Below are 26,200 nucleotides of genomic sequence, written 5' to 3' on the forward strand. Positions count from 1 at the left end.
CAAAAATGAAATCGATTTCATAAAAGTGTGGTTATTGTAGCTTGTATGACTAAAAGAGTGGTATTTCTACAATGGATACATATATATTCTGAATTTATGAAAACGATGTCATTTGAGAGTCTTACTACGGTTTCATGCAATTATACCTATATATTATAAGACAAAGGGGATAACGAGATGAGCAGAAGAAAGAGTTTTTCATTATTGCTGGCTTTGTTGTTGGTTGTATCCATATTTACTGCCTGTACGGGCGGGAACAATGCGGCTAACGAAAGCTCTAGTTCGACGAATCAGCCGGCAACCGGCACGCCGAAGGAAGAAGAGAAACCATCGTGGCAAACAGAAAAGATTACGCTGAAGTTTGCAAGCTGGGAAACCCCGGAAATGGAAGCCAAGCTGTTAGAAGCTTTCATGCAGAAACACCCTAATATTACCGTTGAGAAAGATAGTTCCATTAACTGGCCTTGGACGGATTCGCTGACTGCGGCAGCTAGCGCCGGCAATCTGCCAGACGTATTTTGGGTAGAGAACGTGCCAGTTGGCGTGGAGAATGATTGGCTGTATGACCTGACGGAATTATGGGATGCTGACGAGGAAACAAAAGCCATCTATCCGAACATTGCGAAGCAAGCGGTATATGGCGGCAAACGCCTGGCGTCGCCTACCTTCCAATTCATCATGGGCGTCTTTGTGAACAAAACGCTGCTCGAGAAAAACAACATCCCGCTGCCGGGCTACGATTGGACGATTGATGAAATGATCGACATCGCGAAGAAAGTATCCAATCCGGCAGAGCATATTTACGGGATTGGCGGCCCGTGGGGCAACCTGTCCTTCGATGAGCATTGGCCGGCGTTGAGTGATGTATCTATGGGCAACAGCACCTTTGATGGCGAGAAGTTTCATTTCACGAATCAGCAATGGATTGATGGCTACAATCAGAAGCTTGAGCTTCGCCGATTGAAAGTGGAGGAGAAAATGACCGGTGAAGAGAAAAAAGCCGTGTTCGGAGACGAAGGGGCATGGCCTATGCAAAAAGGGCACGTTGCGCTCGGGATCGACGGTTCTTGGAACATGGCAGCATTGGGGGCGCAAATGGAAAAGGATGGAGCAGGCAAGCTTGATTTCTATCCGTATCCCCGCGGCAAAGCGGGACAAAGAATGCCGATCGTTCTGGACTACATTGGCATATCCTCCACGACGAAGCATCCAGAAGCCGCTTATGAGTTAATGAAGTTCATGACGTGGAGCAAAGAAGGCTGGTTGACTCGTCTCGACTTGAATAAGGAATTAAATATCGATATCGATAAATTCCCGGTTGCCGAATTTTCGGAAGTGTGGGAGAAAATGGACGGACAGTTGAAGATGGAGGGCGTGAAAGCGGCAATCAAGCTGTTTGATCAAGCGGTGCCTGGCTTCGGCAAAACGCTCCCGGGCTGGAGAGAATACAATGTCTGGCTGAATGATGAGCAGAAGCTGTCTGAAAAATTCGTTAAAGGCGAATTGAAGCCAGCGGATAAAGCGAAAGAGATGGAAGACAAGGCGAATGAGTTCGTCAGCCAAGCGATGCAACGAATAAATCAATAAACGCCATTGACCGTAGGTGCGAGAGAATATGCCAAGAGGTTTTTCAAAAAGCCCCCCTTTTGATCGCGCATGTTAACTCTTTCGCACCTACGGCATTACTAAAGAAGTAGGCAGGGAAGAGACCATGAAAAAAACTTATCGAACATTGCTGATATGCATCATGATCGCAACTCTTCTTGTTGGCGGGTATAAGGCGCCACGAACGCAAGCGCAGGCGGAATCGGAGCAGCCAGTGCCGCTACAGGCTGGTGAAGTTGAGAATGCACACCATTTGCTTGAGCCAAGCTACACGGAAAAGCTGCAAGAGTGGTCCGAGGTTCCCATAATCCCAAATATACAAATCGCCGTGTCACCCAGCAAGGATGAGACTAACCAAGGCTTTATTGTTTCCCAGTCGGAAAGCTTCGGATATGGCGGAGATACGGTGCGTTGGAATAAGGATGCAAAGGTCACATTGAATGTCAACGTCAAAGAACCCGGATTATATCAACTTGCTTTTGATTACTACATATTGAATGACAGTATTTTACCTACCGAGGGTTATTTGCAAATTAACGGACAATATCCGTTCTATGAGAGTCGCCGGATCCTGTTCCCGAGTCTGTGGGAGAACAAGCCGCTCGCAGAAAAATGGGATCGGTATGGCAATGAGCTGCTGCCTCGTTCACAGAAAGTGAAGCAATGGCGAACGGTATACGCCATGGATGCGAGTTATTTTCATATGGATCCGCTCAAGTTCAAGCTGGAGAGAGGCATAAACACCATAACGCTAGTCAACACCAGGGGGGAAATGCTGCTGGGCAATGTGAACATCAAAGTCCCTGATCAAATAGAAACGTATGATGATTACTTGAAGAGCCAGCCAACTGTAGATGAAAGCGTAAAACATATGGAGACGCTTCTGATTACCGAAGCGGAGCAGCCGCTCATTAAGAACGATTCCTCCATTCGGGCGGCCTCGGCACGTGAAAGCCGGCTCACTCCGTACGACACGGAAAAGCAGCTGCTCAATATTATCGACCCGAGATCCTATGAAAAAGGCGGGCAGTCGCTGACCTGGGAGCTGGACGTGCCGCAGGATGGGTATTACCGCCTTGCATTCAAATACTTGCAGGAGACCAAATACGATCTGCCTGTGTTCCGCAGAATTGAGATCGACGGAGTCGTTCCTTTTCGCGAAGTGGACAATTATGCCTTCCACTACACAAAGAAATGGAAAAATGAAACACTCGGCAACGGGGATGAGCCATACCAATTTTATTTGAGCAAGGGCAAGCATACGCTGGCCATGACCGTCAACCTCTCGAGCATGCGTCCATTGGCTGAGGATATCGTGTCCAAGATGAAAGAGATCAGCCGCATGACGTTGGAAATCAAGAAGTTGACCGGCAACAAAGCGGACGCGAACCGAGATTGGAATCTGCTCGAATATATGCCAGGCCTGGATAAGCAGTTGCTGAAGTGGGCGGATGATCTGGATCAACGCTTTCTCGAAATTAGCATGCTGAATCCGGAGGTGGAGGAGATTGGCGAAATTGTGAATCTGAAGCTCGCTTCGAAGCAGCTGCGCACAATCGCCAAAAATCCGAACGAGCTGCCCAATCGTCTGAACCTGTTCTCAGAGGGCTCCGCATCCGCGGCCCAACTGCTCGGCACGCTGTTGCAGAAGATTTCAGAGTCTCCGCTTGCCTTGGATCGTATTTATCTGTTCCAGGATGAGGATGACAAGCTTCCATCGCCCAATGCAGGCTTTTTTGAAAAGCTGTGGGAAGCGATCAAACGCTTCTTCTTGTCCTTCACGAATCAATCCTACTCCAGCACGAACGAGGCGGAAGACGAACTAGAAGTATGGGTGAACCGTCCTAGGCCATTCGTGGAGCTGATGCAGAAGATGATTGATGAACAGTTTACACCTGCAACGGGGATCGCTGTTAAGCTGTCCATCATGCCGGATGAAAACAAGCTCGTCTTGGCCAATGCATCCAATCGGCAGCCTGACGTTGCCTTAGGCGTCAGCAACTGGATTCCATATGAGCTGGCGATCCGCGGGGCTGCAATGGACCTGCGGCAATTCACAGGCTACGAAGAGATCGTCACACGATTCTCCAAAGGCGCGATGATTCCATTCTCCTTCGGGGACGGCGTCTACGCACTGCCGGAAACACAAAACTTCTGGGTGCTGTTCTATCGGCAGGACATTCTTGACATGTTGAAGCTAAGTCCGCCGGATACGTGGGATGAAGTCGTGGAGATGCTGCCTGAGCTGCAGCGGCTGGGCATGAACTTCTACGAACCGCTTGCGCTATACAAAGGCTTCAAGCCGTTCAACGCGACGACGCCGTTCATTTATCAATTTGACGGAGAGCTGTTCAGCGAAGGCGGCATGAGCACCGCCATTGACAGCGAGCAAGCGCTGGAAGGCATTAAGTTTATGACGGACTTATTTACCATTTATAATTTGCCGCAGGACGTACCGAATTTCTACCATCATTTCCGTTACGGCACGATGCCGGTCGGGATATCTGACTTTAATACGTACATTCAGCTGAAGGCGGCAGCTCCAGAAATCGCCAACATGTGGAAGATTGCTCCGCATCCGGGAGTGGAAAAGGCAGATGGAACGGTGGAGCGCTGGGCGCCGGCAGGCGGACAGACGGGTATGATCTTCAACGGGACGAAGTACACGGAAGAGTCCTGGAAATTTCTTGAATGGTGGTTATCCACTCCGATTCAAGTTGAGTTTGCCAATCTCATGCAGACGACCTTCGGCATGACCTACATGTGGAATACCGCCAACCTCGAGGCGCTGGAGCAGGTGCCTTGGTCGGAGGAAGACAAGCAGGTAGTTGTAGAGCAATTCGAATGGGTGCGGGAGCCGTCTCGCGTACCGGGCGCCTACATGGTTGAGCGGGAAATAAGCAACGTATGGAACCGAGTCGTGTTCAACGGAGACAATCCGCGGACTGCTATCGATGATGCGGTGGTGCGTACGAATCGGGAAATCCTGCGCAAAATGGAGGAGTTCGGCTACTACGCGGATGGTAAGATGATCAAGCCTTATCCGGTCCCGACCATATCAACGATAGACAAGTGGGTTGAGCGAAAATGAAGACACGCAGATGGAATGAAGCTTACCTGTTTCTGACGCCCTATATTGTAATGTTCGGAACGTTTATCATCATCCCGGTGCTGGTGGCGATAGCCCTCTCCTTCACTTATTTCAATACGGTGGAGATGCCGAGATGGCTCGGGTTCAAAAACTATATTGATCTGCTGACGCATGATGAGATTTTCATGCAGCATGTCCTGCCCAACACGATTAAATTCGCTTTGATCGTGGGGCCGGGCGGCTATCTCATCTCGTTCCTGCTCGCGTGGATGCTGGCGCAAATTCCACAGAAGCCGCGGACGATACTTGCGCTAATCATCTATTCCCCGTCGATGACGATGGGCGTCGCGATGGCGGTCGTATGGACGATCATCTTCAGCGGCGACCAGGCGGGGTACATCAACTCGCTTCTACTCAATATGGGGTTGATCAATGCGCCGATACAGTGGCTGCAATCGCCGGAGCATCTGATGACGATCATGATCATCGTATCCTTGTGGAGCAGCATGGGGGTGGGCTTCCTCGCGATGCTCGCGGGGGTGCTCAACATTGATCAATCCATCTATGAAGCGGGATATATTGACGGTGTTAGAAACCGTTTTCAAGAAATCTTTTATATCACGATCCCGTCGATGAAGCCGCAGATGCTGTTCGGCGCGGTGATGGCGGTCGTGACAACGTTCCAAGCCGGCGATATCGGCGTCCAACTGTCCGGCGGCAACCCGACGCCGCAATATTCCGGGCAGCTCATCGTCAACCATATTTCTGACTACGGCCTTATTCGTTATGAAATGGGGTATGCAAGCGCGATTTCGGTCATTTTGATTATCGGTGTATATATGCTATCGAAATTTTCCTGGAAATTATTCGGTGAGAAAGAATAGGGGGTGCAGGCCATGTCTTATCAAGGCACAAAAATGAATCCGTCCAAGTTTCACCGCAGTCAGCTGAAGTTTTATGCCATCCTTATTCCATTGGCGTTCTTTATGATGCTGCCGATTATGTTTATTATTTTTCATGCCTTTAAGCCGATTGATGAGCTGTTTGCATTCCCGCCGCGCTTTATTGTACAGAAGCCGACGCTTGATAACTTCAGGGAGTTGTTCTTTACGACGTCGACATCCGGCATTCCGTTCAGCCGGTTCATATTCAACAGCTTGCTGGTCACCTTATCGGTCATGTTCTTTTCGGTATTCATAAGCTCATTGGCAGCTTATGCCATGTCGAAGATGAAGTTCAAGCTGCGCAAGGCGCTGTTCGAGGTCAACACGCTTGCCTTGATGTTCGTGCCGATCGCGGTGCAAATTCCGCGTTATTTAGTCGTCGTGCAAACTGGCATTCTGGATACGTATTTTGCTCATATTTTGCCCTTGCTTGCGATGCCGATCGGCTTGTTTTTGCTCAAGCAATTCATCGATCAGGTGCCTGACGAGCTCAAAGAAGCCGCAGTCATCGATGGGGCGAGCGAATTTACGGTATTCCGCAAGGTCATCGTGCCCGTTATTATGCCGGCACTAGCTACCGTTGCGATTTTAGCTTTCCAGGCCGTGTGGAATAACCTTGAGACTTCGAACTATTATGTCAACGATGAAGGCTTGAAGACGATGTCCTTCTTCATGAGCTCGATTGCGTCACAATCCGGCAACACGGTCGCCGGTCAAGGGATGTCCGCTGCCGCTTCCCTAATTATGTTCGTTCCGAACCTGATCATTTTTATATTGCTGCAAAGTAAAGTCATGAACACGATGGCGCATTCAGGTCTGAAATAGAGGAGACTACCATGAGAAACGTTTACGGCAAAATGCTGCTGCTTGTTCTCGTCGTCTTTCTATGGCTTGACTCCTCATCCGCAGTATTGGCTGAGGCGCCATACAAGACATATACGGAAGACCATAACAGGCAGTTTGTTCGAACCCAGGACGCTTATTATCCTGCGGGATCGATTGAAAAGGTGGGGGAATTGGAGTTTTCCGGACCTTCCGACCTTTATATTGACGCTCACAACCGGATTTATGTCGCGGATACGAACAACCACCGCATCGTCGTGACCGATGAAGCAGGCCGCTTGATCCGGACGGTCGGCGAGGATGTCCTGCAGTCCCCGACCGGTGTGTTTGTCGATGCTCAAGGCTTTGTCTATGCAGCCGATGGCGGGCTTGGCCAAGTCGTAAAGTTTGGCGAGGACGGAAGTGTGAACCACACGTACGAGCGTCCGGAATCTCCTCTGTTCGGCAAGAACAATCCGTTCAAGCCGTTGAAGGTGGCGGTCGATAAGCGCGGCAACGTATATATCATCAGTGAGGGAACGACGAACGGGGTCGTTCAGATGAGCTCGCACGGCGACTTCCTTGGTTATTTCGGAAGCAACGAATCGCAATCAAGCCTTCGCATTATGTTGGAGCGGTTCTTCTTCACCGATGCGCAGCGGGCGAAGCTGTTCAAAAACGTACCGCCTTCTCCGACCAACATCGCGATTGATGAGAAGGGATTAATCTATACGATTACCCAAGGGGATGAGGGCAAGTCCGTCAAGCGCTTCAACATTTCCGGCTTCAATCTGCTGCCTGTGGATATGACCTTTGATCCGTATTACACGGATGTGTACCTTTCCAAGAGCGGCAACATTTATACGCTCAGCCAAACGGGCATCATTTTTGAATTCGATACAGAAGGCAATCTGTTGTTCTCGTTCGGCGCTCCCGATGACGGGAAATCACGTATCGGCTTGTTCCTGAACGCTGCGGGCATCGCCGTCGATTCCCGAGAACATCTTTATGTGCTCGATAAAGAGCGCAACAACATTCAAATTTTCGAGCCGACAGAATTCACCGGTCTGGTCCATCACGCATTGGAGCTGTATAAGGAAGGGCATTACGTCGAGAGCCGGGAGCCATGGAGCCAGGTGCTGAGAAGAAACAACCTGTTCGATTTGGCGCACAAAGGTTTGGCTGACGCCTATTACAAGCAGCAATTGTATGCGGAATCGATTGAGGAATATGTAATCGCGAACGATAAGGAAGGGTATTCGAACGCCTTTTGGGAAATACGCAACCGCTGGCTGCAGAACAACCTGATTGTTGTCATTTACCTGGTGCTCGCCTGGCTCCTGTTGCGAGTGCTGCTGCGATGGGTGCAGCGTAAAACGCGCGTCTTCGATCCGGTGCTTCGCATCAAAAGAAACATGATGTCTATCGCGTTTATCCGCGAGGTGCTATTCTTATTCCGGTTCATCAAAAATCCGTTCGACGGATTCTATGGCATCAAGGAAGAGCAGAAGGTGTCGCTATGGTCCGCAACGTTTTTGTATGCGCTCTTTTTTGTGGAATATGTGTTTGCACTGTATGATACGGGGTTCATTTTCAACAATATGGAGCCTTCCAATCTCATTCTAATGAGGGAGATCGCCAAAGTATTCGCGCCGTTTGCGCTGTGGATTATTTCCAATTATTTGGTCAGTACGATTAGTGAAGGGGAAGGCAAGTTTTCAGAAGTGTACAAAGGGACCATTTATGCAATGGCGCCATACTTGGTGTTCAGTCCGATTATCGTGGTTGTCTCTAATGTGCTGACATTCAATGACGCATTTTTGTACAGCTTCTCCAGTAATATTGTCATCGTATGGTGCGTGGTGCTGATGTTCATCAAGGTAAAGGAAATTCATGATTACACAGTTGGCGGAACGATTCGCAATATATTGATTACGCTGTTCGGCATGCTGATTCTGAGTCTAGTGCTGTTCATTGTTTATGTGCTGTTGGATCAGGTGTTCGACTTTGTATACTCTGTCATACGGGAGCTGATGGTACGTGCGGAACTCTAACTGGATAAGGACTCTCGTAACAGCTGGCATCGTATTGATAGCCGCAATTGTATTCTATTTTGTCTTTTTGAATAACGGGCCTGAACGTAAGGACATGGGAGCCAGCTCGACTGCCGAGCTGCAGGTGGCTTTTCCCGATCATGCCAAGCCCGGAGCGCCGCTGTCATCCGAATACCGCAAGGTAGCGGAGAGTGACTGGCTTGAGCTGCGGCTCAAGGAAGCCAGCTTGTCGATTCAAGTGGTGGACAAACGTTCGGGCTATACGTGGTCTTCCGAGATAACGGATACGGAAGCGAACGAATCGTGGCAAAACTTCATGGCGTCCGGCTTGTCACTCGACTATTTCGAGCAGGAAAAGCCGAATTCGACCCGGACGGATTTGGTATCCCAGGCCAATAAATCGGTTGTGTTCGAGCCGATTGAGAACGGGTTTAAAGCCATCATCCGTCTGAATGATCTCAAGCTTGGATTGGATCTTTACGTCAAGCTGGAAGACGACCAATTGGTCGTCCATATTCCCCAGCACAGCATTGTCGAAGGGGAGAAGGTGAAGCTGGGGGCTGTGTACATCTATCCGTTTCTTGGGGCGACCAAAGCCGGTGAAAAAGACGGATATATGTTCATTCCCGACGGCTCCGGAGCGTTGATTCGTCTTGCGGACAACAAGGGGAAATTCAAAATCCCGTATGAAGCCAGAATTTACGGCATGAATGAAGGCATCGAGACCTCGAAGCGTGATATGTATACGAATCCGCCGCATGCCGTTCAGTATCCGGTATTCGGCATCGTGCACGGGGAAGGCGGCAATGGGCTGTTTGGCATTGTGGAGAACGGCCAATATAACGCCAAAATCTTGGCATATCCGAACGGAGTGAATACACCGTATAACTGGACGACGGCACAGTTTCTGTCCCGTGAGTCTTATCTGCAAATGACGAGTCGTACGCTGGGGGGCATCGTTGTCTTCGAGAAAGAACGCAATCCAGAGGATATGCAAATTCGATATAAGTTCTTGAACGGTCAGGATGCAAGCTATGTCGGCATGGCCAAGACGTATCAAAGCTACTTGGCTGACAAGGGCGTGCTTAAGAAGATGGAAGCCGGCAGCGATGCGGCGATACCGGTGCAAGTGGATGTGCTGGGCGCCGAAACGGAAAATGGAATGTTCGCACAGCGTCTCATTCCGGTGACGACCGTCGCGCAGCTGGAAGCGATGCTCGCCGATATGAAGCAGAATGGGATTAAAAATGTGAACGTTGTGTATAAAGGCTGGAACGAAGGCGGGCTGTCTGGCACAAGTCCGGCACCCGTAAAATACGAGACGGCGCTCGGCTCCGCGGATGACTTTGCGCGGCTGGCGGCAGCGGTATCGCAGCAAGGCGGACAGCTTCATCTGTATAGCGATTTTACAGCCGCATATGAAGGCTCTGCACGATTTTCCGCCCAATCCGATGCAGCCAAGAAAATCGATAAGTCCATTATCACGTTGCCGACTTACCAAAAAGTGTACGATACGATGTATTACTTGTCTGCGGATAGCACAAGGGACATCGTGCAGCAAAATAAGAAGCAATACGCCGATCTGAACGTGTCGGGAGCAGCGGTCGACACGACCGGATCCGTGCTGTTCTCCGAATCGGTAGACGGCAAGCCGTCGGCCCGCAGGAATACGGCGGACACGTATATGGCAGCCATGAAGGGGCTCGCGGAAACGGTGCCTTCGGTGCTGATGTATTCACCGAACGATTACATGCTTCCTTATGCCGATCAAGTGCTGGAAGTTCCGATGGACTCTTCGCAGTACATTTATGTCAGCGAGGTGGTGCCATTTGTGCAGATGGTGCTGAAGGGCTACAAGGATTATTATGCGCCTTACACCAACTTCTTTGCCAATCCGCAGACCAGTCTGCTGCGCATGATCGAAACGGCATCGTATCCGTCCTATTACTTGACGCACGAGTCTTCTTACAAGCTCAAGTTTACGGATTCGAACGATGTCTATACGTCTGCGTATGCAGATTGGCGCGAATCGATGGCAGACGGCTACCGTATTCTGAATGAAGCGTTGCAGCCGATACGTTACGCTGCAATCGAGAACAGGGCACGTCTCGCTGCTGATGTTGTGCAAGTAACATACGACAATGGAATCGCCGTTATCATCAATTATGCGAACCGTGACTTCCAGGGGGAAGACATTACCGTGCCGGCGAACGGCTTCCAAGTAATCGAGGTGAACCGCTGATGGCCCGGATTAGACTGACGAACAAGCGCAGAAAGGCGCTTATCGGATTGACGTTCGTCTCGCCATGGATCGTTGGATTTCTCATATTCACCATGTACCCTATGCTTCACTCGATGTTTCTCAGCTTTCATCGGGTGAAGATTACGCCAACGGGGATCAAGACGACGTATGTCGGCTTTGAAAACTATAAGTATGCGATCTTCTCGGATCCGGCATTTGTAGAGAAGGTGCTCAAGTATCTTCAGGAAATGGCGCTCAATGTACCGATTATCGTCGTGTTTTCCTTGATTATCGCATTGCTTATCAATCAAAAAATTAAATTCCGCGGATTGTTCCGGACGATTTTTTTCCTGCCGGTCATCATCACAAGCGGACCGGTCATCAACGAGCTGCTTAACCAGGGTGCCACTTCCATTCCGAATATTGAGCAGTATGGCCTGTTCACGATGATCGAGAACAGTCTGAATCCGGTTATCGCCGAGCCCATTATGTATTTGTTCAAGCAGATCATTATGGTGCTATGGTTCTCCGGCGTACAAATTCTCATTTTTTTGGCTGGTCTGCAGAAGGTGGATCAATCCATCTATGAGGCGGCCCGCATTGACGGCGCATCTTCATGGGAAATATTTTGGAAGGTAACGCTGCCTGATCTGATGCCGCTCGTCATCGTCAACGTCATCTATACCATCGTTTACGTATCGACGTTCGCTTTGAATGAGATCATCATCTTGATCAAAAATAACATGTTCAGTACGATTACCGGCTTTGGTTACGCTACTGCGGTAGCGTGGGTCTATTTCATCATTATCATGCTCATGCTCGCGATCTGGACCGGATTGCTCAGCATGAAGAAACGATAAGGAGGGGAGCGCCATGTGGAAAAATCGATCGATCAACACGGCGAACAAATTCCGCAAGCGGTTGTTCGGCATGGGAGAAAACGATGGCTTTGTGTTCAAGGCGGTGGTGTATCTCCTTCTCATCGGAATCGGCTTCGTATACTTGTATCCGATGCTGTTTATGCTGGTCAACAGCTTCATGAGCTTGGATGATTTGGTGAACTCGATGGTAAAATGGATCCCTTCGACGCTGTATTTCGAAAACTATGCGAAAGCATTGAAGGTGCTAGATTACAAAACAACGCTGCTGCAGACACTTTTGGTCGCAGGGGTGCCCGCGCTGCTGCAAACCGTAGCGGCTGCTATCATCGGATACGGCTTCGCCCGCTTTGACTTTCCGCTCAAGAAGCTGCTGTTCGGATTGATGCTGGCAACCTTCGTCATCCCGACGCAGATTACTATGATGCCGACCTACCTGATGTTCAAAAAATACGAGCTGCTCGGTTCATTGGAAACGTTCATCTATCCGGCTATACTCGGGCAGGGCTTGAAGAGCGCTTTATTCATTCTTATTTTTTATCAATTTTTTAAACGCATACCGGCAGTATTGGAGGAAGCGGCGGAGATCGATGGGGCGGGCAGCTTGAAAATTTTTTACCGCATCGCTATACCGATGGCTGTCCCTTCGATTATTATCGTGTTTTTGTTCTCTTTCGTCTGGTACTGGAATGAAACGTATTTAGCCGGACTTTATTTCGGCAACGAGTTGACGATTTTGCCGCTGGAGCTGCAGCGATTCGCCGACAGCTACAACAAGGTGTATCCGCCGGGCAGCCCGGGCAACCAACTGAACGAAGCGATCAACCTGGCCGGTACGATGCTGACGATAGCTCCGCTGCTAATCCTATACTTCGTGCTGCAGCGTTGGTTTGTGGAGGGCGTTGACCGCTCCGGAATTACGGGCGAGTGAGTAGCTGATGGGGGGCGATACATATATGGGGAAGGAAGCAAATGTTCCGCAGGAGAAGCGAGGTTGGAAGCTCGTGTGGAACGACGAGTTTGAAGGGACAGACATCGACATGACAAAGTGGCAGCATCAAGTCGGCGGCTGGGGCTTCGGCAACAATGAGGACCAATATTATACGAGTGATGCGGCCAACGCGTATCTCTATAACGGCAAGCTCGTAATTAAGGCAATGAAGCAGGAGTATGGGGGCAAGCCGTATACGTCCGCCAAGCTGGTCACGCAGGGCAAAGCGGATTGGACCTATGGAAGATTCGAAATCCGCGCCAAGCTGCCGCGCGGGAAAGGAATGTGGCCCGCCATATGGATGATGCCGACGGATATGCAGAAGTACGGGGGATGGCCGAGCTGCGGTGAAATCGACATTATGGAATATCTCGGTCACGAGCCGAGAACAGTGTACGGAACGTTGCATATGGGGAATCCGCACATCTATAGGGGCGGACATGTGGAGTTGGAGGCGACGTTAGCAGACAATTTCCATCTGTTTGCGCTCGAATGGACTCCGACGGAAATGAGATGGTATGTCGATGACGAGGAGTACTACCGGACATCGACATGGCTTACACGCAACAATGAGGACGCTGACAATGAGCCTTTCCCGGCGCCGTTCGACCGTGCGTTCTATTTACAGCTAAACTTGGCCGTCGGCGGGAATTGGCCGGGCTATCCAGATGACACGACGGTGTTTCCACAGACGTTCGAGATCGATTATGTTCGCGTCTATCAGCCTGATGACGGACGCTACGATGGAAACAACGGTTCGTGATTACATTATACCAATTGGAGGAGTAGACAATGAATCGTCTTATGACGCAGCCAGATGCGGCGAGCATGATTCAAACGACGATGGAATTGCGTACCGTTGACGGGATATGCGTCCCTTTTCAGAGCGGCATTCCCGTACCGTCATTTGATGCGCAGGAGCGTTTGACACTCGATTTGAAGGGAATATGGAAAAAGGAGCGCTTTGCGGCCGACCATCATTTTTCGCTGTCGCCGCGTGACGAGCGCTGGTTCGAACGCTTGCGCGCAGAAGCCGCTGGCCGCACCGGCGTGGAGTTCGACGATGCGGACTGGGATACACGCAAGCTGCCGTTGCCAGAGAACGATATACAAGGGAAAGAGGAAGCGAACTCTAGCGAAACGTATGAAGACGGAGTGTGGTACCGCCGCACGTTCGTGTTGGGAACGGAATGGGCAAATACAGCGGTGACGCTGCATGCGTTGTCGATTAGTTATATTGCGGATATATGGGTGAACGGACATTGGGTTGGTTATCATGAGGGCGGATTTACGCCATTCGCATTGGATCTGAGTTCCTATGTGAAGGCAGGCGAGGTAAATACGATTGCGCTGCGGATTGATAATCCCCCATGGGGCAGCCGGGTGGATATCATTCCTGCAACGCCTGGAACGGACTTTTTTAACTATACCGGTGTCATTCATGATCTGTATATAAGCGGAACTTCCTGTTGTCATATAGCGCGAGTGGATGCAGTTCCACTGGATGTAGAGGGAAGTGTTAGGTTTACTGTCGTCTTGGAAAATCGCGGCTCACTTCCCGTGAAATCGCAAGTGGAAGGGCAGATTTTCGATGCGGATGGGGAATGTGCCGCGTTCCTGAATTCACCGCGCGCTGCGGATATTAAGGGCAGCCAGGCGGCTTGGGACGGCGATTTGTCGTGGACGGCAACGTTGGCGCCATATGAGACGCGCGCGGTTGAGATGGTAGTGCGCATACGCGAGCCGCGGCTATGGGCCTTTTGGAAGCCGGAGCTGTACGTGGCGGAGTTCAGCGTTACGATGGCGGACACCGCGGATGAAGCGGATCGCTTCGCCACACAGTTCGGTCTGCGTACCGTGACGACAGAAGGAACCCGTCTCTTGTTGAACGGTCGCCCCGTGTTTCTGGCTGGCATCGCGCGCCATGAGGAGTGGCCAGATACCGGGCGCAGCGCGACATGGGAGCGAATCCGCGATGATCTCGCACATATGCGGCAGTCGATGCACGTTAATTTCGTGAGAACCGGACATTATCCGAACCATGTGTATACGTCGGTGCTGACGGACCGGCTCGGTCTGGCGACCATCAGTGAAATTCCGCTATGGCAATTCAAGCGCGAGCATTACGAGGCGCAGGAGCAGAAGCGGCTGTGCGATCAAATGTGGAGAGAAATGATCTTCTCCCAATATAATCGCCCTTCGATTCTCATGTGGAGCACGCAAAATGAATCCGTCGAGGTGGAGCTGCGCACCAAGTATAACATACGTGTCGTGCAAGACTTGAGGGAGCATTACGCCGATGGCCGTCTGACGACGCAGAGCGCAGCCGCAGATCAGCCGGGCGCGCATGACCCTTCGATGGAGCCGCTCGATGTGGCGGGATGGACGATGTACTTCGGCATTTTCCACGGCAGCACGTATTATGAGGGGACGCGCGATTTCCTGCAGAAGGTGCAGGAGCTGTGGCCGAACAAGCCGGTATGGAATACCGAATTCGGTCATTGGTCCTCCGAACGGGATACGATGGCGGCCGAGCAGGTGAAGACGTACAAGGAGACACTCCAGGCTTTGATGGAGCGGGCGGTCATATCGTCCGACGGCGAGGCGGAATGGAACGCGGACGGCTTCCTGGTAGGGATCGACTTCTGGATTATGTATGATTGGTATGTGAACCATAACAATTGGATCGATACGTTCGGTATTTTTCATATGGACCGCAAGACGATGAAGCCCGTCGGGGAGCTGCTGCGTCAAGATTATGAACGATTGACAGCATTTGAAGGCGGATTTATCAAGCAGCCTTAAGAGGGTTTGCGGTGTCTAGAGTAAGAAGAGTGTCTGAGTCCCCGTCCTATTACTAGGAGGGGACTATTTTACGCTTCACTTTGCAACCAGCTGTCACAAGGGCAGGCTCATCGTAATGTTCCGTATTGCAAACCCCATTTTTTCATAGAGTTGTATGGCATGATTGCCTGCGAAGGCGCTTAGGCGAACTTCAGGATAGCCTTCAAGCTTCAACTCATCTATGGCACTTTTCATTAACCGCTTGGAAATTCCTTGACCTCGGTATGGCTGCAACACATATAACTCATAGATAAAGCCAGTCGCGCTATCGGTGAATTGGTCTTTGCTTGCTCCAATTAAAATCCAGCCCTTCAACTGTTCATCCTCAGTCGCTATTAAGTAATAACCGCCCTTTTCCAAGATTGGATCTACTAGTTTTTTGATTTTTTCATGAGACGGTTTTGCTCTGCCCAGCGTACCCTCGAATAAAGCTTGCGGAGAAAGCGCCATAATTTGTTCTACTTCCAACATGTTTGGTTTTTTGATTTCTATCATTCAGATTTCACTCCTTTCGTTTTTGGGATGATAGAGGAACATGAGTTCTGGAAATGAAAGATGTCTGACTTGAATCTTTCTTGCTAGCCAAAGTCTTATTAGTATAACAGAATCCGACTTCAGATATTATCTGTGAGGCTGAAGCCTGGCGGTTTTTGTTTTGACAAATTGGCGTAACATAGCAAATCTATGATTTATATAAGGATTGTTATATTGTCTTTTCAATATTGTGAAGAACACGTTTTTTAGAATACTCCCATTGGTCTTAAAAAAGTATATTTGCATGGTTTTATATTGTGATGTATATCATAGCCATATCCTTGATTGATACATAAACTAAAAAGCAAGCAAGTACTTGCTTGACGAATTGGGAGGAGGATATTCGTGAAACAGACTAGCAGAGAAAAAATGATGTCGGCTGCATTGGAAAATATGGCGGTGCATGGATTCAAGGGCACAACAACCAAGTGTATCGCCAAGCAAGCAGCCATTAATGAAGCGACCATATTTAAGCATTTCAAAGGCAAAGATGATTTGATTCATGAAGCGCTGGAACAACAAATGATGATGATGAAAGCAAAGATCGACACCTTTTTCCATGCCGAACACGAAAACATTCGTGAACTGCTGCTGGCCAAGATTCAATTTATAAATGACATTTATGAAAGTCATAAAGATTTCTTTTTAATTACCATTAAAGAAATGGGCAGCAAAGAGCTGGAATTTATGTATCCCTCGATATTTGAATATATTACCGAGGAGCTTGAAAAAGAGATTGCAACCATGGCGGACGATTCTATCACAGAGGATGAAATCAGAGGCATCGCCATGATCGCGAACAGTGTGCTGCTGACCATTATTCTTGAAAAAGTGAAAGCAGAATGTTTTGGGCATCCGGTTAGACTGGACATGAAAAAGGAATTGCTCGTTGAATTTTTGATTCGAATTTGGGGAAGATAGATTAACGAAAAAAGAGAGGTGCATGCAATGAATTGGATGGAGAGGAAACTGGAAGACATCTTTAAGACGCTTCAAACGAACAGAGAGAAAGGCCTAAGCAGTAAGCAAGCATCGGAGATGCTTCAGAAAGAGGGCTATAATGAGTTTGAAGAAGAGAAGAAAGAGAGCATATGGGCGAAGCTACTGCATCAGTTATCAGAGGTTACGACGTTAATCCTGATCGCAGCGGCCATCATTTCCACTTATCTTGCGGTGACGGCGGGGCATGACTATGCAGAGCCTATCGTTATCATCGCCATCGTTGTATTGAATGCGGTGCTTGGCATCCGTCAGGAGCTTAGCGCGGAAAAGGCTTTAGATGCTCTTAAAAATATGAATACTCCTGTGGCAAAGGTTGTGCGTGATGGAATATTGCAGCCAATCGATGCTAAAGAGCTCGTACCTGGTGATATTATCGTGGTCGAAGCTGGAGATATGGCTTCAGCCGATGCCCGTATTATAGAGAGTTCCAACTTGCTTGTTGAGGAATCTGCCTTGACGGGTGAGAGCGTTCCATCGGAGAAAAATGAAAATGCAGAGGTGAAAGAATCCGCTCCTCTCGGAGATCGAGTGAATATGCTCTTCTCTGGCTGCTTGGTCACCAATGGACGTGGCAGAGCGGTTGTCGTAGCAACGGGGATGGAGACAGAGATGGGAAAGATCGCTTCCCTTCTCAACAATACGAAGAAGAGCAAGACTCCACTTCAGAATCGTCTCATGGAGCTTGGGAAGAAGCTAAGCGTCGTTGCTGTTGTATCCGGTGCGATTGTCTTCACGATTGGTCTCATGCATGGCGAGACGATGATGGAAATGTTGATGACGGCTGTATCCTTAGCGGTAGCTGCCGTGCCGGAGACGTTGCCTGTTATCGTAACGATCACCCTTGCATTTGGCATTCAGAATATGGTGAAGAAAAATGCAATCATTCGCCGCATTCCAGCCGTAGAGGCACTTGGCAGCGCGTCGGTTATCTGTTCAGATAAGACGGGAACACTGACACAGAATCAGATGACGATTAAACAGATCTGGGCTGTATCTCATGAGCCGAAGGAAGACATTTCCGTATTTAATGACATAGAGATCGAGCTTGTAACGTTATTCAGCCTTGCAAGTAATGCATCCATTGAAGTAAAGGATGGCGAAGAAACGATTATCGGTGATCCAACCGAGTCCGCGATTATTCGTTTGATGCAGAATAAAGGGATGACAAAATCAGAGCTTGAAGCGAAGTATCCGCGTGTACATGAGCTTCCATTTGATTCTTCACGGAAGCTGATGACGACGGTACACCGTACAGCAGATGGCTACATCTCTATCACCAAGGGCGCATTCGACCGTATTCCGTTGGATCCAAATGCAGCATGCACGAATCAATATCAAGCACAGGCGAATCAAGTTCACGATCGATTCGCAGAGCAAGCCCTTCGAGTGCTTGCGCTGGGATACAAGCACTATGATGAGCTGCCTGAGAAGCTGGACGCAGAAGAGTTGGAGCAGGGTCTTCGCTTTGCTGGTCTCGTAGGGATGATTGATCCGCCGCGTCCGGAGAGTAAGGCTGCGGTACAAGCCGCTAAGGATGCAGGGATTAAGACGGTCATGATAACAGGAGACCATATGGCAACGGCGTCGGCCATTGCCCGTGAGATTGGCATTCTGGAAGAGGGCGACCTCGCGATATCGGGTGCGGAGCTTGAGCGTATGTCGGATGAGGAGCTCACGCGAAAGGTTAAAGATATTGCAGTATACGGTCGTGTATCTCCAGAAGATAAGATTCGTATCGTACAAGCTTGGCAGGCTAATGAAGCTGTGGTAGCGATGACAGGCGACGGGGTCAATGACGCTCCTGCCTTGAAGGCTGCAGATGTCGGGACGGCAATGGGAATCACCGGTACAGATGTAGCGAAGAGCGCTTCGGACATGGTATTGACCGATGACAACTTCGCAACGATTGTCGATGCCGTTGGTGAAGGAAGACGTGTATACGAAAATATTCGCAAGACGATCTACTTTTTGCTAAGCTGTAACTTCTCTGAGATCATGATCATGATAATTGCTATTATGCTAGGTTGGGGAGCACCGGTAATCGCTATTCAATTGCTCTTGATTAACGTCGTAGCTGATGGTATCCCAGGCTTCTGCTTGAGCCGCGAGAAGATGGAGCCTGATACAATGCGCCAGAAGCCAATAGCGAAGAATGCAGGCATATTCTCGAATGGTTTAGGCAAGAAGATTGCCCTTCAAGCAACGATTTACACGATCCTGACGTTAGTTGGCTTCTATGTAGGAAACTTTGTGCAAATCTCTGATCAAGTTGGACCGTCATATGAAGTAGGGCAGACGATGGCATTTGTCATCTTGGGCTGGTCCTCTGTCGTTCATATTTTCAATGTGCGAAGCAACACTTTGTCGATCTTCACAATCGGGTTCATGTCCAATCGTCCATTGTTCTGGTGTGCGATGTTGTCACTAGCTATCGTGTTTGGTGTAGCGGTTATCCCAGCGTTGATGGACATCTTCCATCTCGTACCGCTTAGCTTGACGCACTGGGCACTGATTACGGTTCTGTCCATCTTCCCGCTTATCGCTGTCGAGCTTATGAAGCTAAGAAAGCGTGCGCAGCTAAGAGCGCAATCACAACCAATCTAACTCGTTTCAACCGTAAAACCATCGGATGGGCACAGTTATTGTGATCATAATCTCAGTTATTCCATGTGAATAATCATATTAACAGCCGTCTCTTGAATCGAATATTCAGGAGACGGTTTTTTATGTGCTGCGAATGACGGCTTTTTGAAAAAAAGAGGGATTTCCCCTTATAGAAATGAAAATGGTTCCCTTTCATAATGAGTGTATAAGAATAGACAAATCATTGATTCCCGAGGAAAAGGATCGTACATGGGAGAACATGTATCGCGGGCGATGGTCGCACGATAAAGTCGTACGTACTACGCACGGCGTCAATTGTACGGGATCCTGCAGTTGGAAGGTATTTGTGAAGAACGGAATTATTACATGGGAAAATCAGCAGATAGATTATCCATCATGCGGTCCGGATATGCCTGAATTTGAACCGCGCGGTTGCCCGCGCGGCGCTTCGATCGCGTGGGGCAATGCGTTGATCGTTCTCCCGGGCGGATCCACGGGAATGAAGCAGACGCGAAGTGGACGTACTTTTATTAGGGGTTGAGGAAGGGCCTGCGGAGTGGGTACTATGAAAATATTGCAGGTAGTAGGCTATAAAAATTGCGGGAAAACGACACGGTTCGAAAAGTGGATTCAATTCCTGGTTAACCCGAGGTTTGCGTGTCTCGGTGATTAAACATCATGGACGCGGCGGACCGCTCTCCATGCCGTCTGCAGACACAGACAGTATGAAGTTCCTGTCTCAGGGAGCTTAAGCTCTATCGCAGTTGGCGACGGTATGGTTCAGATGCATATGCATATGGAGGGCGGGCCTGAGCTTCAAGAATTAATCATGTTAGCTGCGTTAGCCAAGCCACACATTATTTTCGTAGAGGGATTTAAGGAAGCGCTGGAGCCCAAAGTGGTCATTGTACGCACGAAGGAAAAATGGGATTGGTTGCAGAAAGTATCGAATATCATTCATACTTGTCTTGGCATATAAGGATGCGGATATCGATCGGGACGAAGATATAACGGTGCTGGGCAACCAGGATGAAGCTTGTATAGATGAATGATGTTAGACTATTTAGAAGGTGAGCGTTAAATGAAGCAATACGAGATTATCGACGGCCCCCTGAATATTCATTATGTTATGGAATTTGTACTGCATCCAGGTGCAGGCGCTGTGACTATGTTTACGGGTCATGTACGAGAGTGGACACAAGGTGTGAGAACGTTATACTTGGCTTATGAGGCCTATGTGCCGATGGCGGAAAAGAAACGCGCAAGGGTCAATACAGTGTAATGAGATTATTGGCACAAGTTGATGTGCGCTGGGTTCAGGGAAGCAAGTTAACCGTGAACTCCGGCCATGTGTTTCAAAATATGAATACGCCGGAATAGCATGAAGAGAGAGGGAGGCTGTAATATGACCATAGAACCCATGCGTGATCAGTTGCGCCGACCGATACGCGATTTGCGCATTTCAGTCACCGATCGCTGCAATTTTCGATGCACATATTGCATGCCGAAGGAAATTTTCGGTCATGACTTTATGTTCTTACCGAAAAATGAGCTGCTGACCTTTGAAGAGATCTGCCGCGTGGCACAACTATTCGCTTCTCTCGGTGTGAAGAAGATTCGTTTAACTGGCGGCGAACCTTTATTGCGAAGCGATTTACCGGTATTAGTGGAGATGCTTGTTCATATTGACGGGATCGAGGATATCGGATTGACCACCAATGGTCTTCTCCTAAAGCAGTACGCCCAGCAATTATATGATAAAGGTCTGCGCAGATTGAACATTAGCTTGGATGCGCTGGATCCGGATCTTTTCGCACATATGAATGGGCGTGGGATTAAACCTGCTGCTATATTGGAAAATATTGAGCATGCGAGAAAAATAGGCTTCAAAATTAAAGTGAACATGGTTGTGCAAAAAGGTGTAAACGAGCAAGAAATCCTGCCTATGGCAGCCTATTTCAAAGAACAGGGAATCACGCTCTGTTTTATTGAATTCATGGATGTAGGGAACGACAATGACTGGAGCTTTGAGCGTGTTGTCACCAAAAAGGAGATTTATGAACGACTGTGCGCTACCTACGAATTGGAACCTTTAGAGCCCCATTACTATGGGGAGGTTGCACAACGATATCGATACACAGACTGTAAAGCCGAGATTGGCTTTATTACCTCCGTATCGGAGTCGTTCTGTTCGACATGTACGCGTGCGCGGTTGTCATCGGAGGGGAAATTTTATACCTGTCTGTTCGCTTCGCAGGGATTTGACTTGCGAGAACTGATTCGCGGAGGTGTGGCGGACCATGAAATCCTTGCCGCTATTCGCGGTTTGTGGGAGAAGCGGAATGACCGCTATTCGGATGAACGTACCGAACAGACGGCGATACAGCGAAAAAAAATAAACATGTCCTATATTGGCGGGTAGAAGAGGTTGCTCAATAAGTCATCTTTTGATCACGAAGTGTTTCAAGGAAAGAGAAGCTTCGGCGGCTACGGTCGTCATTCAGGTTGAAAGCAAGGAGAAGGGACTAACCCATGCAGGCCATCTATAATCATAACGGAAATACATCCTCGATTATAGACTTCCATGCACGGGTCAGCCCTGATAGATACAGCTTCGTCTTTCTATTATTCTACAAGCTTCCAGGACTCATCGCTTCCCGGAATGCTCTGTGTCCACCACTTGGCTTGATAGAGTGTGCCTTCATAGCGGACTAAGTCGCCTTCTACATACACAGAGCCCGGCACGTAATCCACACTGCCATCTTCATTTGGGATGACTTCTTTTTTCCATGCTTGCGAGGTATCTGGCGCTTCTCCTCGTACCCACCATTTAGCCGTGTATTTGTCTCCTTTGTAGATGACAGAATCACCTTCGTAGTAGATCTTCTTCGGATCATACGTATCTGTAAGTCCATCGATAACGGTAATCTGGCGCTCCGCAGAGGCTTGCAGGCCTTGGCTGTCTTCTACGGTGTATACCAACTCATATGTTCCTGGAGCAGAGGAATCAACCGTTCCTTCGATCACGATGCGATCGGTCAGGTCGCCATCCTCTTCATCCGTAGCGGTAACCCCTTCTCTCGGATCGAAATGATCGCCAACAAGAATCGTTTTATCCGTTGCGCCATGAATCACAGGCTTGTTGTTAATCTTTTCTGCAACGGTGATAGTACGTTCAGCAACCGCTTGCTGCCCTTGACTGTTCTCTACGGTGTACACCAGCTTATATGCTCCTGGAGTAGAGGAATCAACCGTTCCTTCGATCACGATGCGATCGGTGAGGTCGCCGTCCGTTTTGTCCGTAGCGGTAACTCCTTCTCTCGGATCGAATTGCTCGCCAACGAAAATCGTTTTATCCGTTGCGCCATGAATCACGGGTTTTGAAGCTACCGGGGGGGTGCTTCCATTTCCGAATGTTTTGAAAATATCGGTAAATTGATATTGCGCTGTAACACCAATATTATTTTCTAGCATCGCATCCCGGTTTATGGACCAGAAGGAGGTCATGGCCAACCCTTTGTCGATCGCATGATCCACAACCCATTGCGACCATTCTGTCGTAAAGATCGGATGAGCCTCGCCCTCAAAGCCAATAGATGGCGTTGTTCCGATGATTCCATAAGCCTCTTGCTCGGTTAGATCCATGTTTGCAAATTGCTTGAAGTATTGCTTCACTTGATTCTTCGTCGAATCGACGGCTCTCAAAGAAGCGGCTCCATAGTTTTCACCAGGTAGGAGTGTTCCGTTTCCATAGCACATCGTCATAATGTTCACGACTTTGACATCCACGCCGGCAGACAAGTAAGCTTCCAACACATCCAATTGAACGGAAGTCAGACCGCTTGGCAGTACAGGGAGTGTTAATACGATATCGACTCCCGTTGCATCTTGCAGCTTCTTAATCGCCTTCGCATTGGCGATATTCAGGGCTTTGTTCTGAGCGCCGCCCTCAATATCTAGGTCTAATCTGGTCAGTCCATAGCCTTGAACAAGCTCCATATACGTATTGAAGAGCGTATCTGTATCTTGAGTCACTTCCCAGAACGTAACGCCGTTCAAACCGCCTAGCGAGATCGTGACATCGCCGCCCATCTCGCGCAGTTCCCGGATAGACTGCTTAATTCCTTGATATTGGGCGTTGTCTGCATTCTTTTCATTCAGGACAGAGTATCCTCCCCAGCCCCATTGCACTTTACCGTCAACGATTTGCTTCGAGATGGATTGAATAAAGCCGAGATTGAAGAATTTCACGCCTGTATCCTCTGAAATTCTGACGAGGTTAGGCGCACCGTTGTTGGAATAGCCTGGCTTAGTAACCCATGCAACCATATCCATGAACGGAGAATTGACTTGCTTCGGCCACTCGATTCCTTCACCAACCCCAAAGTTATACTCTGGAGATACCGCCGCTTCGACAACCGTAATCGTGCGAGCTTTTTCTGCCGTTAATCCTTGTGAATCCGTTACGGAATACGTCAGCTGATACTTGCCAGCCAGATTGGTGTTTACTTCTCCCGTCACTGCAATGCGCGACGTTAAATCTCCGTCTTCCACGTCCGTAGCGGTTACGCCGGCCAGCTTATCGAACACGTCGCCGACTTGAATCGTGTGGTCCGATACGCCATGCAATACAGGCGCTTGATTCTTGCCTGGAGTCTCATCGCCCAGAATGAATTGTCTATTCATTTCCGGGCTGTTATTCGATACCCGCTGAACAAGTTCCATGCTTGCAATCTCGGCATCTCCCTTAAGTTTGAACGTATAGGATCTGCCAGGTTCAATCGTTTTGGCGTCATAAACCGATTTCAAATCGACGACCGTATAACCGTTCTCATTGGTTACGGTTCCTGCCAAATAATCGCCGGAAGTCAACGGTCCATCGGCTTGGATGTAAAGCTTCGGCAGCTTAAGCGTTTTTGTGCCTCTTTCCACGGCTCTCAATACTTGATTCGATTCGGTCAAAGACTCGTTATTGACGAGGGTAATTTCATACCCTTTATTGTCGCCCCAAGGCTCTGTATACGGTTTCATAGCAGCCGTCACGTCCAGCTTGGCATATTGGATCTCATGTGTTTTCAACGGCTGACTTCCAAAGAGGCCTTCTTTCGTCGCCTTTGTTAATTTGTCACGCTTGGCAGGGTTCGTAGTAGGGGCATCATTGGCAGCCATCCAAGCAATGACGCCGCCTAAACCGTGCGCAAGCACATATTTCGTTTTCTCTTGAATGGATTTTTCATTGTCATACGTGTAGAATACGCCAGTTGTGTCATCATACAGATAGGGAGCTTTTGCAAAATCATCCCAGTATTCTTTGAGATTCGGGTATGTGGCCTTCAACTTGTCGAGATTGCGATAAGACCAAGTCCCTGTTCGGCGGCCGCCGTCCCCAAGGACGAGAGGGGATTCGCCAACCGCGCCGCGGGATGGAGTGTAATCCGCATCCTTGGCAGATAGTGCGGCTTCACCGAATAGTCCCGGATGATTCGGGTCGGAGCCTTGCGACACTTTATCCCAGCCGCGAGTATAGTAAGCCGCTCCGATGACAATCTTGCTCGGCTCGGCACCTTGCTGAATCAAATAGTTCACGCTCTCGTCAATGGATAGATTGTTGCCGGTGAGCGGGTCATTTGGATTCGGATACAAGCCGGTGTGATGGCCGCTTACCTCATCCCATGCGCCGCGCATGTCATAAGTCATGATATTGGCAAAATCTACAATGTTAAATAACTTAGGCACATCAATGCCGATATCAATCTTCTTTTTGGGAGCGGGCAGGGCAACAGTCAGTTCATACGCTTTACCAAGCTCGGCTCCTTGTTTATTCAATGCGTTTTTCAAGTCTTGCAGGAGCAAAATATAATTATTTTTATCCTCCGGCGTGGCGTATTTCGTGCCTTCATCGTTTTTATTATCGACCAGATCTGGCTGGCGAACTTCAGCCGGGAACTCCCAGTCCACATCCACGAAGTCCATGTTCGTGTATTTGATGAACTTCATTACATTCTGAACCAGATTCGCCCGCTTCGAAGCATCTGCCGTTACAACGGAGAAGTCGCCTGATTTGGACCATCCGCCAAGAGAGATGCCGATTTTCAGATTCGGATTTTCTGCGCGCAATTGCTGCAGGGCGATAAGTGCGCCGGCATTGGCTGCGTCCCACTGTACGCCATCCTGACCTACAGGCGCGCCCACAGCTGCATCTTTGTCCGTAAAGACGAGATTGCCTTGGGCATCAAAATCGAGGAACGCATAGTTCAAGTGGGTTAATTGATCCGCGGGAATATCCTTGGGATAAAAGTTCCCTTGTCCTCCCCAGATCGACCAATCGCCATAATACATGACATTACGGATTTCCTTTGTCGAGTTCTGCTTCACAACAGGTTCCTTTGCTGCGGGAACAGTCGTTCCTGCATAGGCTGGCGCCAATGAAGATACGAACATCATGATGGTCATCACCGTCATTGCGAATAACCTTCGGGCACTCTGCTTTCTCCTTGTCTTCATCCGTGTTCACTTCCTATCAATGTATTATATTAATAGGCAGCTAGGGTGTTTCTTACTATGAGCAATTCATAAATAACGCATACGA

16 protein-coding genes and 2 pseudogenes are annotated in these 26,200 nt (G+C 49.0%); 16 read left to right on the forward strand and 2 right to left on the reverse strand.

Features of this window, described 5'->3' with window-relative positions:
* The first annotated feature begins 177 nt into the window (after positions 1 to 177).
* The 10 genes from LQV63_RS20080 (at position 178) to LQV63_RS20125 (ending at position 15,432) form a co-directional block, all read left to right on the forward strand.
* A complete protein-coding gene (locus LQV63_RS20080; RefSeq protein WP_233698044.1) occupies positions 178 to 1,587 on the forward strand; it encodes an extracellular solute-binding protein in 1,410 nt (469 codons plus the stop codon).
* Positions 1,588 to 1,711: 124 nt separating this feature from the next.
* Positions 1,712 to 4,696, forward strand: coding sequence for an extracellular solute-binding protein (locus LQV63_RS20085; protein WP_233698045.1), 2,985 nt, complete (start codon positions 1,712 to 1,714; stop codon positions 4,694 to 4,696).
* The gene (locus tag LQV63_RS20090; protein ID WP_233698046.1) at positions 4,693 to 5,580 is read left to right on the forward strand and encodes a carbohydrate ABC transporter permease; all 888 of its coding nucleotides are present in this window, start codon (positions 4,693 to 4,695) and stop codon (positions 5,578 to 5,580) included. Before LQV63_RS20085 ends, LQV63_RS20090 begins: the two co-directional genes overlap by 4 nt.
* Positions 5,581 to 5,592: 12 nt before the next feature.
* Complete coding sequence (locus LQV63_RS20095; RefSeq protein WP_019420117.1) at positions 5,593 to 6,465, forward strand: carbohydrate ABC transporter permease; 873 nt, start codon at positions 5,593 to 5,595, stop codon at positions 6,463 to 6,465.
* 11 nt (positions 6,466 to 6,476) lie between these two features.
* Entirely contained in the window at positions 6,477 to 8,516 is a 2,040-nt protein-coding gene (locus tag LQV63_RS20100; protein ID WP_233698047.1) for a YIP1 family protein, read from the forward strand.
* Positions 8,503 to 10,758, forward strand: coding sequence for a DUF5696 domain-containing protein (locus tag LQV63_RS20105; protein ID WP_233698048.1), 2,256 nt, complete (start codon positions 8,503 to 8,505; stop codon positions 10,756 to 10,758). The genes LQV63_RS20100 and LQV63_RS20105 overlap by 14 nt, the downstream gene beginning before the upstream one ends.
* The gene (locus LQV63_RS20110; RefSeq protein WP_233698049.1) at positions 10,758 to 11,618 is read left to right on the forward strand and encodes a carbohydrate ABC transporter permease; all 861 of its coding nucleotides are present in this window, start codon (positions 10,758 to 10,760) and stop codon (positions 11,616 to 11,618) included. The genes LQV63_RS20105 and LQV63_RS20110 overlap by 1 nt, the downstream gene beginning before the upstream one ends.
* A gap of 13 nt (positions 11,619 to 11,631) precedes the next feature.
* The gene (locus LQV63_RS20115; protein ID WP_233698050.1) at positions 11,632 to 12,567 is read left to right on the forward strand and encodes a carbohydrate ABC transporter permease; all 936 of its coding nucleotides are present in this window, start codon (positions 11,632 to 11,634) and stop codon (positions 12,565 to 12,567) included.
* A 25-nt stretch (positions 12,568 to 12,592) separates the two neighbouring features.
* Complete coding sequence (locus LQV63_RS20120; protein ID WP_233698051.1) at positions 12,593 to 13,390, forward strand: glycoside hydrolase family 16 protein; 798 nt, start codon at positions 12,593 to 12,595, stop codon at positions 13,388 to 13,390.
* A 29-nt stretch (positions 13,391 to 13,419) separates the two neighbouring features.
* Complete coding sequence (locus tag LQV63_RS20125; protein WP_233698052.1) at positions 13,420 to 15,432, forward strand: glycoside hydrolase family 2 protein; 2,013 nt, start codon at positions 13,420 to 13,422, stop codon at positions 15,430 to 15,432.
* Positions 15,433 to 15,525: 93 nt separating this feature from the next.
* Here the strand turns inward: LQV63_RS20125 and LQV63_RS20130 are convergent, their stop codons facing one another.
* Positions 15,526 to 15,963, reverse strand: a complete 438-nt coding sequence (locus LQV63_RS20130; RefSeq protein ID WP_026010939.1) for a GNAT family N-acetyltransferase — start codon at positions 15,961 to 15,963, stop codon at positions 15,526 to 15,528.
* Between the two features lie 435 nt (positions 15,964 to 16,398).
* Here LQV63_RS20130 and LQV63_RS20135 point away from each other — a divergent pair, with 435 nt between their 5' ends.
* From LQV63_RS20135 to moaA, 6 genes and pseudogenes are all read left to right on the forward strand, one after another.
* The gene (locus LQV63_RS20135; protein ID WP_233698093.1) at positions 16,399 to 16,926 is read left to right on the forward strand and encodes a TetR/AcrR family transcriptional regulator; all 528 of its coding nucleotides are present in this window, start codon (positions 16,399 to 16,401) and stop codon (positions 16,924 to 16,926) included.
* A gap of 27 nt (positions 16,927 to 16,953) precedes the next feature.
* Complete coding sequence (locus LQV63_RS20140) at positions 16,954 to 19,611, forward strand: cation-translocating P-type ATPase (protein WP_233698053.1); 2,658 nt, start codon at positions 16,954 to 16,956, stop codon at positions 19,609 to 19,611.
* A 175-nt stretch (positions 19,612 to 19,786) separates the two neighbouring features.
* A pseudogene (locus LQV63_RS20145) lies at positions 19,787 to 20,071 on the forward strand (hypothetical protein); the annotation flags it as partial.
* A 315-nt stretch (positions 20,072 to 20,386) separates the two neighbouring features.
* A complete protein-coding gene (locus LQV63_RS20150; RefSeq protein ID WP_233698054.1) occupies positions 20,387 to 20,590 on the forward strand; it encodes a P-loop NTPase family protein in 204 nt (67 codons plus the stop codon).
* A gap of 102 nt (positions 20,591 to 20,692) precedes the next feature.
* Positions 20,693 to 20,881, forward strand: a pseudogene (locus LQV63_RS20155) (molybdenum cofactor biosynthesis protein MoaE); the annotation flags it as partial.
* A gap of 135 nt (positions 20,882 to 21,016) precedes the next feature.
* The gene (moaA, locus tag LQV63_RS20160; RefSeq protein ID WP_325175908.1) at positions 21,017 to 22,033 is read left to right on the forward strand and encodes a GTP 3',8-cyclase MoaA; all 1,017 of its coding nucleotides are present in this window, start codon (positions 21,017 to 21,019) and stop codon (positions 22,031 to 22,033) included.
* Positions 22,034 to 22,236: 203 nt separating this feature from the next.
* Here moaA and LQV63_RS20165 read toward each other — a convergent pair whose 3' ends face one another.
* On the reverse strand, positions 22,237 to 26,115 hold the full coding sequence (locus LQV63_RS20165) for a glycosyl hydrolase family 18 protein (RefSeq protein ID WP_233698055.1): 3,879 nt from the start codon (positions 26,113 to 26,115) through the stop codon (positions 22,237 to 22,239).
* Positions 26,116 to 26,200 lie beyond the last annotated feature (85 nt).

Origin of the sequence: Paenibacillus profundus (genome assembly GCF_021369635.1) — a bacterium.
In the GTDB taxonomy this organism is placed as follows: Bacteria; Bacillota; Bacilli; order Paenibacillales; family Paenibacillaceae; genus Paenibacillus_B; species Paenibacillus_B profundus.

Excerpts from the sequence above, each read along its gene's own strand:
- LQV63_RS20165 (WP_233698055.1), bottom strand. The coding sequence starts at position 26,115 with ATGAAGACAAGGAGAAAGCAGAGTGCCCGAAGGTTATTCGCAATGACG.
- LQV63_RS20080 (WP_233698044.1), top strand. The coding sequence starts at position 178 with ATGAGCAGAAGAAAGAGTTTTTCATTATTGCTGGCTTTGTTGTTGGTT.
- LQV63_RS20100 (WP_233698047.1), top strand. The coding sequence starts at position 6,477 with ATGAGAAACGTTTACGGCAAAATGCTGCTGCTTGTTCTCGTCGTCTTT.
- LQV63_RS20090 (WP_233698046.1), top strand. The coding sequence starts at position 4,693 with ATGAAGACACGCAGATGGAATGAAGCTTACCTGTTTCTGACGCCCTAT.
- LQV63_RS20150 (WP_233698054.1), top strand. The coding sequence starts at position 20,387 with ATGGTTCAGATGCATATGCATATGGAGGGCGGGCCTGAGCTTCAAGAA.
- LQV63_RS20135 (WP_233698093.1), top strand. The coding sequence starts at position 16,399 with ATGGCGGTGCATGGATTCAAGGGCACAACAACCAAGTGTATCGCCAAG.
- LQV63_RS20120 (WP_233698051.1), top strand. The coding sequence starts at position 12,593 with ATGGGGAAGGAAGCAAATGTTCCGCAGGAGAAGCGAGGTTGGAAGCTC.
- LQV63_RS20115 (WP_233698050.1), top strand. The coding sequence starts at position 11,632 with ATGTGGAAAAATCGATCGATCAACACGGCGAACAAATTCCGCAAGCGG.
- LQV63_RS20095 (WP_019420117.1), top strand. The coding sequence starts at position 5,593 with ATGTCTTATCAAGGCACAAAAATGAATCCGTCCAAGTTTCACCGCAGT.
- LQV63_RS20140 (WP_233698053.1), top strand. The coding sequence starts at position 16,954 with ATGAATTGGATGGAGAGGAAACTGGAAGACATCTTTAAGACGCTTCAA.
- LQV63_RS20110 (WP_233698049.1), top strand. The coding sequence starts at position 10,758 with ATGGCCCGGATTAGACTGACGAACAAGCGCAGAAAGGCGCTTATCGGA.
- LQV63_RS20125 (WP_233698052.1), top strand. The coding sequence starts at position 13,420 with ATGAATCGTCTTATGACGCAGCCAGATGCGGCGAGCATGATTCAAACG.
- moaA (WP_325175908.1), top strand. The coding sequence starts at position 21,017 with ATGACCATAGAACCCATGCGTGATCAGTTGCGCCGACCGATACGCGAT.
- LQV63_RS20085 (WP_233698045.1), top strand. The coding sequence starts at position 1,712 with ATGAAAAAAACTTATCGAACATTGCTGATATGCATCATGATCGCAACT.